Origin of the sequence: Mycolicibacterium rhodesiae (assembly GCF_002086695.1) — a bacterium.
GTDB classification, from domain to species: Bacteria; Actinomycetota; Actinomycetes; order Mycobacteriales; family Mycobacteriaceae; genus Mycobacterium; species Mycobacterium rhodesiae.
In genome coordinates this window covers 13,220-27,501 of record NZ_MVIH01000020.1, presented here as the reverse complement: position 1 = coordinate 27,501, position 14,282 = coordinate 13,220, and the positions used below count along the sequence as shown (strand labels likewise).

Here is a 14,282-nt window from a genome sequence, read left to right as displayed (position 1 = left end):
AAGGAACTTCACAGCGACCAGCCAGGAAGTGTCGTCACCATGAGAACGTGACCGCGGCTGATCACCAACACATTTCGTTGATGCACGGATGGTTGCCTCTCACGGTGCAGATCGTGGCCGGCCTGGTCCTGGTGTTCGCTGTGGGCTGGCGCACCCGGCGCTGGCGGCTGCTGTGGCTGCCGCTGGCCGCGATCGTCGGTATCGCCGCCGCCTGGTTCACCCAATGGAGCATCGCCGATGACGGCCTGGCCGGCGACCCCGCCCCGCGGCAGCTGTGGGTGTGGATCGCCGCCACGGGTCTGGCCGTGGTGGTGGCGGTCGTCGGCTGGCGCGGAACGCGCTGGTGGCGTCGGGGCATGTCGGTGCTGGCGATACCGCTGTGCGGGCTGGCAACGGCGTTGATGCTCAACCTCTGGGTGGGCTACCTGCCGACCGTGCAGACTGCCTGGAATCAAGTCACCGCGGGCCCGTTGCCCGACCAAACCGACCGCGCGACGGTGACCGCGATGGTGCAGCAACACGCCATCCCGGCCAAGGGAACCGTCGTGAAGGTGACGATCCCTTCGGACGCATCGCATTTCGCGCATCGCGACGAACTCGTCTACCTCCCGCCGGCGTACTACGCCACCAACCCGCCGCCGAAATTGCCGACGGTGATGATGATCGGCGGGGAGTTCAACACCCCTGCTGACTGGCTCCGTGCGGGCAATGCGATCAACACGATCGATGACTTCGCGGCCGCACATCACGGCAATGCGCCGGTGTTCGTGTTCGTCGACTCCGGCGGCGCGTTCAACAACGACACCGAATGCGTCAACGGCCCGCGTGGCAATGCTGCCGATCATCTGACCAAAGACGTTGTGCCGTTTATGCTTTCCAATTTCGATGTCAGCGCCGATCGCGCGCACTGGGGCCTGGTCGGCTGGTCGATGGGTGGCACCTGCGCCGTCGACCTCACCACGATGCATCCGGACATGTTCAGCACGTTCGAGGACATCGCCGGCGATCTGACCCCGAACTCCGGCACCAAGACCCAGACGATCTCCCGGCTTTTCGGCGGCGATGCTACCGCGTACGCGAACTTCGATCCTGCCACCGTCATCACCAGACACGGCCCCTACCAGGGTGTATCGGGGTGGTTCGCCATCGCGGGCGCACCGTCCGCGCAGCGAGCGACCCCCACGACAATCGAGACCGGCGCGAGCGGCCTCGGTGGCCGAGACAGCAACCCCAATCCGAACGACCAGACCGCGGCGGCGAACACCCTGTGCGGATTGGGCACCGCCAACGGGATCAACTGCTCGGTGGTGGCTGCGCCCGGCAAGCACGATTGGCCCTTCGCCGCGCGCGCCTTCGCCGACGCACTGCCCTGGCTGGCCGGCCAGATCGGGACACCCGGCATCCCGGCGGTTGCGCTGCCGGGCCCGCCGATGCCGCCACCGGGGCCGGTCACGATCGCCGCCGCCGGGAGGCCGCCCGGAGTACGGTGATCGTCATGCCCGACGAATCCGTCGCCGAACCACCGCTGGACTCCGGCTACAACGAATCCGGGGTGCCCACCTTCGAATCGGTGCAGGAGAAGATCGAGACGCGGTATGGAACCGCGCTCGGCTCAGCCGAATTGGATGCCGAGACACCGGAAGGTCGCACCGTCGAGGAGCAGTACGACGCCCGTCAGCGGGCGGCGGCCGAGCGGCTGGCAGAGATCCGCGAGTCGATGCACAAGCCGGGTCAATCCTGACCGGCAAAATCGTCGCGATCACCGGCGCCAGCAGCGGGATCGGTGCGGCGACAGCGCGGCTGCTGGCGCAGCAGGGTGCGGCCGTGGTGCTCGGTGCGCGCCGCGAGGACCGGCTGCACGACCTGGCCGACGAGATCCGCGAGTCCGGCGGGACGGCGTTGGCCGTTGCGACCGACGTGAGGCAACCGGCCGACGTGGAGCGATTGGTGAACGCCGCCGTGCAGGAGTTCGGCCGGCTCGACGTGTTCGTCGGCAACGCCGGCATCGCGCGGATCGGGCCGACAGCCGACCTCGACGTCCAGGGCTGGGACGCCATGATCGACGTCAACCTGCGCGGGGTGCTGCACGGTATCGCCGCCGCGTTGCCGGTCTTCCGCAGGCAGGGCCACGGCGATTTCGTCACCGTGGTGTCGACGGCCGGACTGAAAATCGTGCCGGAGATGGGCGTGTACGCCGCCACCAAGAACGCCGTGCGCACCCTGCTGGAGGCATTGCGTCAGGAATCCACCGACGGCGTCATCCGCACCACCTCGATCTCGCCGGGCTACGTCAATACCGAGCTGGACTCCTCGATCTCAGACCCCGAGGCGCGAGCACAGGCCCGCGCGGCGATGGAGAGCTTCGGCCTGCCGGCCGACGCCGTCGCCCGGGCGATCGCATTCGCGATCGACCAGCCGCGTGAGGTCGAAATCGGTGACATCACTATCCGGCCGACGGTGCAGGGCTAACTGACTTTGCGCCGCCGGGCCGTCCGTTTGGGTGCCGGTGCGGCGGGCAGAACGTCGGCGAGGAACTTGCCGGTGTAGCTGTTCGGCACCGCCGCCACATCTTCCGGAGTTCCCTGCGCGACGACGGTGCCGCCTCCGGAACCGCCCTCGGGCCCCATGTCGATGATCCAGTCCGAGGTCTTGATGACGTCCAGGTTGTGTTCGATGACGATCACCGAATTACCTTTGTCGACAAGGCCGTTGATGACCTTGAGCAGCTTGCGGATGTCCTCGAAGTGCAGGCCGGTGGTCGGCTCGTCCAGGATGTAGACGGTCCGACCGGTCGAGCGCTTCTGCAGTTCGGCGGCGAGCTTGACGCGCTGCGCCTCACCGCCGGACAAGGTCGGCGCCGGCTGGCCCAGCCGGACATAGCCCAGCCCCACGTCGACGAGCGTGCGCAGGTAGCGGTGGATGCTGCTGATCGGCTCGAAGAACTCCGCGGCGTCCTCGATGGACATGTCGAGCACCTCGGAGATCGTCTTGCCCTTGTAGTGCACCTCGAGCGTCTCGCGGTTGTAGCGCGCGCCGTGGCACACCTCGCACGGCACATAGACGTCCGGCAGGAAGTTCATCTCGATCTTGATGGTGCCGTCGCCCGAACAGGCTTCGCAGCGGCCACCTTTGACGTTGAACGAGAACCGGCCCGGCTGGTAGCCGCGAACCTTCGCCTCGGTAGTGGCGGCGAACAGTGTGCGGATCTTGTCGAACACACCGGTGTAGGTCGCCGGATTGGAGCGGGGGGTGCGCCCGATCGGCGACTGGTCGACCCGGACCAACTTGTCGAGGTGTTCCAGACCGTTGATCCGGGTGTGGCGGCCCGGGACCTGGCGCGCCCCGTTGAGCTTGTTGGCCAGCACGGTCGCCAGGATGTCGTTGACCAGAGTGGACTTTCCGGAGCCGGAGACGCCGGTCACCGACGTCAGCACCCCGAGCGGGAACGCGACGTCGATGTCGTGCAGGTTGTGCTCCCGCGCACCGATGACGGTGATCTCCTTGCGGCGATCGACAGGGCGGCGGATCGCCGGCACGTCGATGCTCTGCTTGCCCGAGAGGTAGGCGCCGGTGATCGAGTTGGGGTTACGCAGCAGATCGGCGTACGGGCCGCTGTGCACCACCTGGCCGCCGTGCTCACCGGCCGCCGGTCCGATGTCGACCACCCAATCGGAGTGCGCGATGGTGTCTTCGTCGTGTTCGACGACGATCAGCGTGTTGCCCAGATCCCTCAGCCGCGTGAGGGTTTCGATGAGACGCCGGTTGTCGCGCTGGTGCAGCCCGATCGAGGGTTCGTCGAGCACATAGAGCACACCGACCAGACCCGACCCGATCTGGGTGGCCAACCGGATGCGCTGGGCCTCACCGCCGGAGAGCGTGCCCGCCGCGCGGGACAACGACAGGTAGTCCAGCCCGACGTCGAGCAGGAAGCCAAGCCGCGACTGGACTTCCTTGAGCACCTGGCCGGCGATGGCCGACTCGCGGGCGCCCAGGGTGAGGGCGTTGAGGAACTCCGAACAATCGGCGATCGACAGCTCAGAGACTTCGGCAATCGATTTCGCGCCGTACTCCCCCGCGGCCAGCGTGACCGCGAGAATCTCCGGCTTCAGCCGGGTGCCGTTGCACTCCGGGCACGGCACATCGCGCATGAACCCGTCGTAGCGCTCTTTCATCTGCTCGGATTCGGTCTGCTCCATCCGCCGGTGCAGAAACGCCATCACACCTTCGAACTCGGCGTAATACGACCGGGTCCGTCCGTACCGGTTCTTGTAGCGGACGTGGACCTGCTCGTCGCAGCCTTCCAGAATCGCCTTGCGCGCCTTGGCAGGAAGCTTGCGCCACGGGGTGTTGACGTCGAATCCCATCGACTCACCCAGGCCGGCCATCATCCGGGTGAAGTACTCGGCGGTGTGGCCCATCGCCCACGGCGCGACCGCACCGTCGGCGAGCGTCAGGTCCGGGTCGGGAACCACCAGCTCGGGGTCGACTTCCTTGCGGATGCCGAGGCCGCTGCACTCCGGGCAGGCGCCGTAGGGCGAGTTGAACGAGAACGACCGCGGCTCCAGGTCGTCGACGGCCAGGGGATGTCCGTTGGGGCAGGCCAGCTTCTCGGAGAACCGCTGTTCGCGGTGTGGGTGGTCATCGTCGCGGTCGACGAACTCCAGCACGACGATGCCGTCGGCCAGATTCAGGGCCGTCTCGACCGAGTCGGTGAGGCGCTGCTTGGCGCTGGTCTTGACCGTGAGCCGGTCGATGACCACCTCGATGTCGTGCTTCTCCTGCTTCTTCAGCTTCGGCGGTTCGGTCAGCGAATGGACGACACCGTCGACCCGGACCCGGCTGTAGCCCTGGCTGTTGAGCTTGTCGAAGAGGTCGACGAATTCACCCTTGCGGGTGCGCACCACCGGGGCCAGCACCTGGAACCGCAGGCCCTCGTCCATGGCCAGCACCTGGTCGACGATCTGCTGCGGGGTCTGCCGCGCGATGCGCTCCCCGCACACCGGGCAATGCGGGGTACCGGCACGGGCGTAGAGCAGGCGCAGGTAGTCATAGACCTCGGTGATGGTGCCGACCGTGGAGCGCGGGTTGCGGTTGGTGGACTTCTGATCGATCGACACCGCCGGGGAGAGCCCCTCGATGAAGTCGACGTCCGGCTTGTCCATCTGACCGAGGAACTGGCGCGCGTAGGCCGACAGCGACTCGACGTATCGGCGCTGCCCCTCGGCGAAAATGGTGTCGAACGCCAGCGAGGATTTGCCCGATCCGGACAGCCCCGTGAAGACGATCAGACTGTCGCGGGGCAGGTCCAGGTCGATGCCGCGCAAGTTGTGCTCACGCGCACCTTTGACGATCAGCCGGTCAGCCACCGGCCCCCCTTCCTGCGGGTTTGTTGGCGAGACGACGCCGCTCCCCATGCTATGTCGGCCCACCGACAAGTAACGTGGCGACCATGACAGTCGTCGCCGACACCTACACCGGACACGTCGAACCGCAGACCGCTGCCCGCAGGACGGTGCCCGGCGCCACCATCCTGAAAATGTCCGTGGGCCCGATGGACAACAACACCTACGTGGTGACCTGTTCCCACTCCGGGGAAAGTTTATTGATCGACGCCGCCAACGACGCGGAACTCCTCGTCGACCTGGTGCGTGAGCACGCGCCGAAGCTGGCGCTGATCGTGACCAGCCACCAGCACTTCGATCATTGGCAGGCGCTCGAAGCGCTGGCCGAGGCGACCGGGGTTCCGACCGCCGTGCACGAGCTCGACGCCGAGCCCCTGCCGGTGGCGCCGCAGCGCTGCCTGGCTGACGGTGACACGATCGCCGTCGGCGACCTCGTGTTCGATGTGATCCATCTGCGCGGCCACACCCCCGGCTCGGTGGCGCTGGCACTGCGGCCCGCCGGCGAACGGACCGCCACCCACCTGTTCACCGGCGACTGCCTGTTCCCGGGCGGTGTGGGCAAAACGTGGGAGCCCGGCGCGTTCGAGCAACTGCTCGGCGACGTGACCAGCAAGGTGTTCGACCGGTACTGCGACGACACCGTGGTCTATCCCGGGCACGGCGACGACACCACGCTGGGCGCCGAGCGTCCGCATCTAGCCGAATGGCGCGAGCGCGGCTGGTGACGGTTCGTCCAGGCTGGCAGCCCACTAGGGAGGCAAGCCCCGAGCGCGCCTCCACGGTCGGCACTGCCCACACAGCAGAACTGTAGGTGCACTGCGAGAGAGCCACCTTCAACTAAGCAGGACAGTCCTCCAAATCTAGATCCCACTCAGTTCTGACAGTGAGAAGCGGAGCTGGCGCGGGGTCCGTCAGCGGGATGATGTCACCGATCAGGTCTGCATTTCCGCGGCCCTCGAATAGCGCCACACAAGGTTTAGCGTCGAGCCGAGACAAGAATCTCACGCCAGCTACACCGCCGTCGTAGAGGTCACCAGCAATCGTCTGGGTAACAACGCGCCGGTTCGTCGTAACCTCGTGCAAATCAAGGTGTTCCATGCCATTCTCGACCAGAAGTGCAGCGTGTCGATCTTCTATCTCTTGACGGACGGCAACGTCGGTTAGGTCAACCAGCGGGCCTTGAAGTCTCAAAAGCGCTGGAACCAGTACGTTCTGGCGGCGCCAGCTTGCAGTCACAGGCTCGGAGGCGAAGTCTTTAGCCGCTTCCGGCCCGTATCGCTCGATGTGCCTGAGCTTGGCACCAAGATTTGGCCGAAGGTCCGCCAGCACTTCGCGCAGGCAGGTTTCGGGCAAGTCCGCCATATAGGCCATATAGAGAGTGCGGAAGCGGTGGTGAATATCGTCGAACCGATGGCTGAAGCTGTATAGCTCGAGCGGCGTGAATTCAAGCGGGCTTGCGTGGTAGCCAACTCGCCACAACGAAAGTTCGTCGCCGACTTTGCTCACGCCTGAAAGCTAGCGACCTGTCTAGCCGCTTGCACGACCATCACGAAATCACCCGTCTCGGATGCACCGCCGAGAACTTCAACCGGCGCACGATCGTCGAGACGTGTGTTCGTGCCGAACAACCAGGCCCGCGCAGTCTTGCCGTCGTACGCATCGACAAGCATTCGGACAACTTTGTAGCCCTCTCGCAACCTACGTTCCGTTACCTCGTGTGGTTCCGGGCCGCCGACTCGCGCGTAACGGCCAATCTGTTTTGCGTCGGCAAGGCCTGCGATGGCTGCGGCGACTCGTTGTCCGACAGTTTCCTGCAGGTAGCTGGCGATTTCACGAATTGGGCGGGTCGTCGCCTCGACATCGAGCTTCTCAGCGGCACTGGCTGTCAAAACGGACATTTCTGGACCTCCGGGCGGGCTGTTTCCACCACAAGGCTACCACTGTGTCACCGCCAAACAACACCGGAAACAACACCACGCAGTTACCACGCCGAGCGTCCACACCTAGCCGAATGGCGCCAGCGCGGCTGGTGACGGTTCGTCCGGCTCGACGACGGTCGCCCTGTCCAGTCTCTTCTTGAGCCGTGCGCTCTTGCGCATCTGGATGATCAGGTTGGTCGAGGTGAACATCGGGATCACCCCCAGGAACGTCCGCTCCGACGGCGTGTGGCCATGCAAATACTCCAAGCTGCCGAAGATGTAGAAGATGCCCAACGTCATGAAGGCCGCTGGTACCGCGTAGGCGATGGGCGACCGGCGGATGTCGATGATCCGCTCGGCCAGGTTCCACTCGTCCCGTGACATGGGTTCGTTCTTGCGGAGCTTGCGCAGCGCTTTCTGATAGCCGTTCAGATCGTCGCCGAGCGGCAAGGTCCGCAAGCGCAGCAGGCGCCGGGTGTAGACGAACGCCAGGCTCGCAAATACCACCTCGAGTCCGAGCGCGACGAACATCAGCAAGCCCCACAAGCCCAGGCCCGATGTGTGTGTGCTGAGACTCATCGCGCCAACTCGAGGAATCTCGACGGCAGCGGGCGCGGGCGGACCAACGTCGGCCACCAAAACCACGGACCGAGCAGCCGGATCAGCGATGGCACGATGAACGATCGCACGATCAGTGTGTCGAGCAGCAATCCGATGCACACCGTAGTACCCACCTGCGCAATGGTTTTCAAGTCGCTGGCGAGCATGGCCAGCATGGTGAAGGCGAACACCAGACCAGCCGACGTCACCACCCCGCCGGTGCTGCCGAGCGCCCGGATCAAGGCGGTGTGCAATCCGGTGGTCTGGTAGCCGACGCCGATCTCCTCCCTGACCCTGGCGATCAGCAACAGGTTGTAGTCGGATCCGACCGCCACCAGGATGACGAAGGTGATCGGCAATACCAGCCAGTGCAGATGTAGCCCGATGAGGTGCTGCCACAACAACGTTGACAGACCGAACGCCCCGGCGAACGAGAACGCCACGGTACCGGGGATCACCATCGCGGCGATCAGACTTCGCGTCAGCACCAGCATGATCAGGAAGATCAGCACGAACGCGGCGATCGCCACGATCTTCAGATCCGAAGCGGCGTACTCCTTGATGTCCTTGTTGTTCGACGCCGCGCCACCTGTGTAGACCTTCGCCCCGGCCAGCGACGTCTCCTTCAAAGCCGCCTTCACCGCGTCGGGAAACGCGTTGACGTGGTCGATGCCCTCAGGCCCCATCGCATTGCCCTCGTGGGTGATGACAAACCGTGCCGCCTTGCCGTCCGGCGACATCATCAGCTGCATACCGGTTTTCACGTCTTCGTTGTCGAAGGCTTCTCGGGGCATGTAGAAGTAGTCGTCGCTGCGCGACTTGTCGAAGTCGTTGCCGACGTTGATCTGATCTTCGAAGGTCTGATCAGTCTGCGAGGACTGCAGATGCGCCGGGCCGTAGTTGTTCACGATGACCGTCTGCAGCGCCTGCGTCTCGTCGCGGGTTACCTTGAGCTGGGCGACCATCTGCGGCATGAGGGCATCAACGGCCTGAAAGTCGGTGACGGCGTTGTGGATCTGTTCATCCAAGGCGTCGATGCCGTCGAGCCCGTCGAACAACGACCGGAACGAGTAGCAGATCGGGATGTCGTAACAGTGCGGCTCCCAATAGAAGTAGCTCTTCAGAGGCCGGATGAAGTCATCGAGGTTCGAGATGTACTGGTTGATCTCATCGGTGACCTGCTGCAGGTTCTCCAGCGTGAGTACCGTGGCGTGCAGATCGTCGGCCAACTTCTGGGTCAGATCGATGGTCTTGCCCAGCGTCGCAACGGTGTCCGCCTGGATCTGAGCCTGGCGGTCGGTGTTGTCGTTGGCTTGTTCGTTGAATGGCAGTTGCTGACCGGCCGCGCCACCTTGCACAGTGAACAGGTACGGGATATTCGCGTGGTCCAGCGGCCGGCCGAGAGGTCTGGTGACGCTCTGCACCATGGCGACTCCGGGAAGTCGGATCAATTCCTTGGCTACCCGGTCCAGAGAGATGAAGTCCGCCGAATTGCGCATGTCGTGATCGGACTCGACCATCATCATCTCGGTGAACAGCTTGCTGGCCGGGAAGTGCCGATCCGAGGCGGTGAAGCCTTGATTGGCGGCGCCACTTGCCGGCTGGTAGGCGCGGTCGTCATAGCTCACCCGATAGCTCGGCACGAAAATCGCCCCGAGCGCCACCACCGCGGTGCTGGCCGCAAGTATCGGCACCGGCCAGCGCACCACGCTGGCGCCGATTCGTCGATATAGCCGCCCACGCCTGGCCTGCTTGGGATCGAAAAGTCCGAACAAGGTGCCCAGCGTGAGCAAAGCCGGAGCGAGTGTCAGCGCCGCAGCGATCGTGAACAGCATGCTGACGGCGACCGCCGGGCCCATGGTGTGGAAGTAGTCCAGACGCGCGAACGTCAGACAGAAACACGAACCCGCGATCGTCAGGCCCGATCCGATGATGATCGGGGCGACGCCGCGATAGGCGGTGTAATAGGCCTCTTCCCGGGTCTCGCCCAGCTGTCTGGCCTCGTGGTAGCGCCCCAACAGGAAGATGCCGTAATCGGTTCCCGCGCCAAGGGTCAGGGAGACAACGATGTTCACCGCGAACGAGGACATCGGGATGATGCCCCAATGGCCCAGGGTCGACACGACACCCTTGGCGATGAGGATCTCGAACAGCACGCTGTACATCGGAACGGCCACGTTCGTCAGTGAGCGGTACACCAGCAGCAACATCACGAAGATCAAGATGATGGTGACGATGGTGATGTTGTTCAGGCTCGAGTTCGCGATGGACAGGGTGTCCGACGCCATCGGCGCCGAACCGCTGACATACACCTTCAAACCCGTTGGTGGACTGTCTTTCCCGACAATGTCGCGCACGGCCTCCACGGATTGGTTTGCCTCGATCTGGCCGACGTTGCCCGCCAGCCGCAGCAGCACATAGGTGGACTTGCCGTCGATGCTCTGCGCGCCGGCCGCGGTGATCGGCTTACCCCACAGATCCATCACGTACTGCACGTGCCGGGTGTCGCGCTTCAGCCGCTGAACCAGCTCGTTGTAGTACTGGTGATCCTTTTCGTCGAGCGGACGGTCGGCCTCGAGCACGACCATGGTCAAGCTGGTGGAGTTGGACTCCTGGAATTTCTCCCCGATGTGGAGCAGCGCCACTTGTGATGGCGCGTAGGTGGGGATCTCGGGTCCGGCGAGTTCGGTGGCGACGTCCTCGACTTTCGGTATGAACGTGTTCGTCGAGATGGCCAGCACTGCCCAGAAGATGATGATCGGAATTGCGAGCAGGCGCACCATTCTGGGGAAGAACGGGCGCTTCGCCTGGTGTGCGCTCACGCCGACTTCACTCTGCAGGTCACGTCCGCGTCGTCACGATCGGCCGACTGCTGATCGCGCACAACGTCGTTCACCAGAATCCGACATGCGATGTGCGATCCGTGCACGTGCGCCGAGACGCTGCCCGACACCACCGTGAGTGTGGTGGTCTCGGTGTGCGTCCACGGCAGTTCGGCGAGGTCGACTTCGTGGGGATACCCGTCGATGTCGATGTAGTCCAGCATCCCGCCGCTGCCGAGGTCGCCGGACAACTCGTATGTCAGCCGTTTGGGCGTGAACTCCTCAGGGGCTTGCGGTGGGTCGACCGCCAGGACCGGACCCGGTGCCGACGACTGGCGAACCTTCCACATGCACAACGCGCCGACGACGACTGCGATGACAACCACCAAAGGTAGCCAGGTCCTGGCCAACACGACTCGGCCGTTAACGCGATGCCCCACATTTGCATCCTATGCAGAATGTAGTTGAGTAACGCAAGTCGAATCGTCGGCCGTCACCTTGAGGGTGGCTGTGAGTCTTCTATCGCGCTTTATCGGCGAGGCGCCGCGAACGCGCGGCAACGCTGATTTATTCCCGATGCATTACTTGAATGATATAAAAGGACTATGGAGTTAGCGGCCACCGTCGGCGTCGAGTCCGTTTCCGAGATGCTCGCGCTCGCGACGGACACCATGTGGCGGTATCTGATCAACCGCGACGATCTCAGTGCCAGCGCGGCATTGGTCCTCAATCGGTTGTCCCACGAAGGTCCGATGCGGGTGACGGCGCTGGCGGCTGCCGAGGGAGCCAGCCAGTCAGGTATGACACAACTGGTCCAGCGCCTGGAAGGACAAGGGCTGCTCGAGAGATCGAGCGATCCATACGACGGCCGAGCCTCGCGAGTCGCGCTCAGCGAGAACGGTAAGCGGAACTGGGATGCCCGAGCCGAGGTCCGCAAGCAGCGCATCGCCGAGTGGATGTCGACGGTCTCCGAGGACGATCAGGTGGCACTGTGGCTGGCCGCGAAAGTTGTTGTCCGCGTGCTCAGTGAGATGCGCGACGCGGCCCGTTAGGGACAGGTCGCAACGACCTCGAAGGGCTTGCTGACCGGGTTGCCTGCCGAGTCCGATCCGCTGGCGGTGCCCGTGATCGTGTAGGTGTTGCCGTCCTTGGTAGCGGTGGCCGTATCGCCCGGTACCCCGTCGGTGAAGTTCAGCACCACCCCGTTGACGTCGCCGAGCCCGACGGCGCGGACCTTGGACGCGTCCTGTTCGAGGCCGACGATCACCCCGGTGATCACTTCCCCAATTGCGATCGAGAACTTGCCGTCGGTCGTCGAGCACACCACCGGTCCGTCGACCTGCTTGGCCTGGCCGTCGATCGTGACCTTCGCGCCGGCCCCGGCGGCCGCGGCGCTCGTCGTGGTCGCCGCTCTCGAGGCCGTGGTTGCGGCCGCCGATGTCGTCTTGGCATCGCTGGAGGTCTCGTCCTTCGCACAACCGACCCCGCCAACCATCAAAATAGCCGCTGCGCCAACAACACTCAGCAATCGCACCGTCATCGTGATCACCTCCGCATGCCCGGCCACCCCGGGCTGAGCCTAAACCCCCGGAACCGACTGAAGAATGAAACCGCAATCATCGAGGTGACCGGTTGGCAAAATGCCGTCCCGAGCGGAAATACCACTCGGCAACATCCCGAAAGATGCCCCATACGCAGCGACTTCGTCCGGTAGCGTATGCACCGCTTTGCCCTGCTAACAAGCCAGAAAAATACGGAGGCGTGATGACCCAGCAACCACCCGGCTATCCCCCACCCCCGGCTCAGCCGAAGAACAACTTGGCACTCGCCATTCTGGCGACCATTTTCTGCTTCCCGATCACCGGCATCGTCGCGATCGTGAAAGCCGCTCAGGTCAACGGACTCTGGGTGCAGGGGCAGTACGCCGAAGCGCAGGCGTCGGCCGCGTCCGCCAAGAAGTGGGTGATCTGGAGCGTCGTCATCTGGTTCGTGATCATCGTCATCTACGGCATCCTCTTCGCCACCGGTGTGATGAACATGGATGTCGACACCACCACGTCGTGACGTCGACAGAGGTTGGGCAGGCGGCCTACGGTCGCCTCGCCCGCCTCGCCCCACCACTGGTCGTGGGTGCAGTTGCGGCGGGTGCATGTGCTGCCGTGTGGATCGGCGACCCCACCACCCCGGGCGGCTTTCTTCCGGTGTGCCCGACGAAAGCCCTTCTGGGCGTTGACTGTCCGGGCTGCGGCACCCTTCGCATGATCTATTCGCTGCTCCACGGCGACCTGCTGGCGGCGATCCGATTCAACGCACTGGCATTGCTGGCGTTCGGCTTCCTGGCTGTCGCCTACGGGACCTGGACCTACGGTCGGGTCACCGGCCGTCAGCTCGCCGGCTGGCAACACCATCGATGGGCCCCGGTCATCGCGCTCGGGCTGGTTTCGGCCTGGTTCGTCGTGCGCAACCTGCCCTTCGCACCGTTCACCGCACTTCGCGTCTGATGTCTCAGAGCCAGCCGCGTCGTTTGAAGGTGACGTAGAGAAGCCCCGAGACCAACACGATGATCACCGCACTGGACACCAAACCGACCACGCTTTGAAAGCCCGGATACGGGACGTTCTGGCCATACCAACCGGTAACCGCGGTGGGTACCGCGATGATTGCTGCCCAGCCGGTGAGCTTCTTCATGATGGTGTTGAGGCGCGCGTCCTGGAGCGAAAGATTCGTCTCGAACACCGTGGTGATCATGTCGCGCAACGACTCCGTCCACTCCGCCGCGCGAATGACGTGGTCATAGAGATCGGAATACCAGCTGTCGAGTGCGACGGTATCGGCGTGTTCGGCCCGGCGGCGCATGATCGTGTTGATCACCTCGCGCATGGGCAGCACGACCCGGCGCAGTTCGACGAGTTCTTTCCGGAGCCGGTAGGTCGAGCGCTGGATCGTGCGGGTCACCGCCCGATCGTCGAACAATCCGTCCTCGAGCGCCTCGATCGCGTCATCAAGCTGCTGGATCGTGTCGAACTGCCCGTCGACGATCACGTCGAGCAATCCGTGCAGCAACGCCGGCGGACCCATCTTCAACAGATCGGCGTTCTCATCCCACCGCCGGACCACCTCGTCGATGTCGAAAACGGGCTTCTGCGGGTCCAATTCGTGCCGCACAGTGACGATGCCCGCAGGCAGCACGAAGATGGACACCCGCGTCAGCAGCAGACGCGACTCCAGATCATTGGCCAGCGGCGGGGCCAACGCCGTGGCGTACACCGTCAGAAACGTATGAGTCGCATACCGAGTCGCCTTCGTGCGTTCGGCATGCGCCACCGTGTCCTCGATCGCGTGCTGATCGAAGCCGAGTTCTTGGGCAAGCTCGCACAACACGTCGTGATCCGGATTGCACATGTCCACCCAGACCAGCGCGTTGCGCTCGGCAAGATGGTCGGACGTTTCACGGAGCGGGAAGTCCTCCGCCTTGAGTACGCCATCGACCCACAGTCGGGTTCGGCAGTAGGTCATCAGACGAGTCTGCGCCTAGCCCC

The 14,282-nt window shown here is 64.2% G+C and carries 15 protein-coding genes; 7 read left to right on the top strand and 8 right to left on the bottom strand.

What is annotated here, in order from left to right:
• Positions 1 to 80: 80 nt before the first annotated feature.
• From BST42_RS25660 to BST42_RS25650, 3 genes are read left to right on the top strand one after another with little or no spacing between them, the layout of a single operon-like run.
• On the top strand, positions 81 to 1,490 hold the full coding sequence (locus BST42_RS25660; RefSeq protein WP_083122571.1) for an alpha/beta hydrolase: 1,410 nt from the start codon (positions 81 to 83) through the stop codon (positions 1,488 to 1,490).
• A gap of 5 nt (positions 1,491 to 1,495) precedes the next feature.
• The gene (locus BST42_RS25655) at positions 1,496 to 1,741 is read left to right on the top strand and encodes a hypothetical protein (RefSeq protein ID WP_083122570.1); all 246 of its coding nucleotides are present in this window, start codon (positions 1,496 to 1,498) and stop codon (positions 1,739 to 1,741) included.
• Positions 1,735 to 2,469, top strand: coding sequence for an SDR family oxidoreductase (locus BST42_RS25650; protein WP_083122569.1), 735 nt, complete (start codon positions 1,735 to 1,737; stop codon positions 2,467 to 2,469). The genes BST42_RS25655 and BST42_RS25650 overlap by 7 nt, the downstream gene beginning before the upstream one ends.
• On the opposite strand, the gene uvrA is transcribed toward BST42_RS25650, so the two are convergent.
• Positions 2,466 to 5,366 (bottom strand): excinuclease ABC subunit UvrA, encoded by a 2,901-nt coding sequence (gene uvrA / locus BST42_RS25645; protein WP_083122481.1) that lies wholly within the window; start codon positions 5,364 to 5,366, stop codon positions 2,466 to 2,468. The two genes, BST42_RS25650 and uvrA, sit on opposite strands and share 4 nt — an antisense overlap.
• An 83-nt stretch (positions 5,367 to 5,449) precedes the next feature.
• Here uvrA and BST42_RS25640 point away from each other — a divergent pair, with 83 nt between their 5' ends.
• Positions 5,450 to 6,127: an MBL fold metallo-hydrolase gene (locus BST42_RS25640; protein ID WP_083122479.1), complete on the top strand. Its 678-nt coding sequence runs from the start codon at positions 5,450 to 5,452 to the stop codon at positions 6,125 to 6,127.
• A 112-nt stretch (positions 6,128 to 6,239) separates the two neighbouring features.
• Here BST42_RS25640 and BST42_RS25635 read toward each other — a convergent pair whose 3' ends face one another.
• The 5 genes from BST42_RS25635 to BST42_RS25615 all read right to left on the bottom strand — a co-directional run bounded on the left by BST42_RS25635 (position 6,240) and on the right by BST42_RS25615 (position 11,156).
• A complete protein-coding gene (locus BST42_RS25635) occupies positions 6,240 to 6,908 on the bottom strand; it encodes an RES domain-containing protein (protein WP_083122477.1) in 669 nt (222 codons plus the stop codon).
• On the bottom strand, positions 6,905 to 7,300 hold the full coding sequence (locus BST42_RS25630) for an XRE family transcriptional regulator (protein ID WP_083122474.1): 396 nt from the start codon (positions 7,298 to 7,300) through the stop codon (positions 6,905 to 6,907). The genes BST42_RS25635 and BST42_RS25630 overlap by 4 nt, the downstream gene beginning before the upstream one ends.
• A gap of 105 nt (positions 7,301 to 7,405) precedes the next feature.
• A complete protein-coding gene (locus BST42_RS25625; protein ID WP_083122473.1) occupies positions 7,406 to 7,900 on the bottom strand; it encodes a hypothetical protein in 495 nt (164 codons plus the stop codon).
• Positions 7,897 to 10,704: an MMPL/RND family transporter gene (locus BST42_RS25620; RefSeq protein ID WP_083122568.1), complete on the bottom strand. Its 2,808-nt coding sequence runs from the start codon at positions 10,702 to 10,704 to the stop codon at positions 7,897 to 7,899. The genes BST42_RS25625 and BST42_RS25620 overlap by 4 nt, the downstream gene beginning before the upstream one ends.
• A gap of 35 nt (positions 10,705 to 10,739) precedes the next feature.
• The gene (locus BST42_RS25615; protein ID WP_083122470.1) at positions 10,740 to 11,156 is read right to left on the bottom strand and encodes an MmpS family transport accessory protein; all 417 of its coding nucleotides are present in this window, start codon (positions 11,154 to 11,156) and stop codon (positions 10,740 to 10,742) included.
• A gap of 192 nt (positions 11,157 to 11,348) precedes the next feature.
• On the opposite strand from BST42_RS25615, the gene BST42_RS25610 reads away from it, so the two are divergent.
• Positions 11,349 to 11,795: a MarR family winged helix-turn-helix transcriptional regulator gene (locus BST42_RS25610; protein WP_083122466.1), complete on the top strand. Its 447-nt coding sequence runs from the start codon at positions 11,349 to 11,351 to the stop codon at positions 11,793 to 11,795.
• On the opposite strand, the gene BST42_RS25605 is transcribed toward BST42_RS25610, so the two are convergent.
• Positions 11,792 to 12,283: a lipoprotein LpqH gene (locus BST42_RS25605; RefSeq protein WP_083122565.1), complete on the bottom strand. Its 492-nt coding sequence runs from the start codon at positions 12,281 to 12,283 to the stop codon at positions 11,792 to 11,794. The two genes, BST42_RS25610 and BST42_RS25605, sit on opposite strands and share 4 nt — an antisense overlap.
• Positions 12,284 to 12,507: 224 nt before the next feature.
• Between BST42_RS25605 and BST42_RS25600 the strand changes: the two genes are divergently transcribed.
• Together BST42_RS25600 and BST42_RS25595 are read left to right on the top strand one after the other, a co-directional pair.
• Positions 12,508 to 12,807: a CD225/dispanin family protein gene (locus BST42_RS25600; RefSeq protein ID WP_083122464.1), complete on the top strand. Its 300-nt coding sequence runs from the start codon at positions 12,508 to 12,510 to the stop codon at positions 12,805 to 12,807.
• The gene (locus BST42_RS25595) at positions 12,804 to 13,244 is read left to right on the top strand and encodes a DUF2752 domain-containing protein (RefSeq protein ID WP_207569576.1); all 441 of its coding nucleotides are present in this window, start codon (positions 12,804 to 12,806) and stop codon (positions 13,242 to 13,244) included. The genes BST42_RS25600 and BST42_RS25595 overlap by 4 nt, the downstream gene beginning before the upstream one ends.
• A 4-nt stretch (positions 13,245 to 13,248) precedes the next feature.
• Here the strand turns inward: BST42_RS25595 and BST42_RS25590 are convergent, their stop codons facing one another.
• A complete protein-coding gene (locus BST42_RS25590) occupies positions 13,249 to 14,259 on the bottom strand; it encodes a magnesium transporter CorA family protein (protein ID WP_083122461.1) in 1,011 nt (336 codons plus the stop codon).
• Between the last annotated feature and the right edge of the window lie 23 nt (positions 14,260 to 14,282).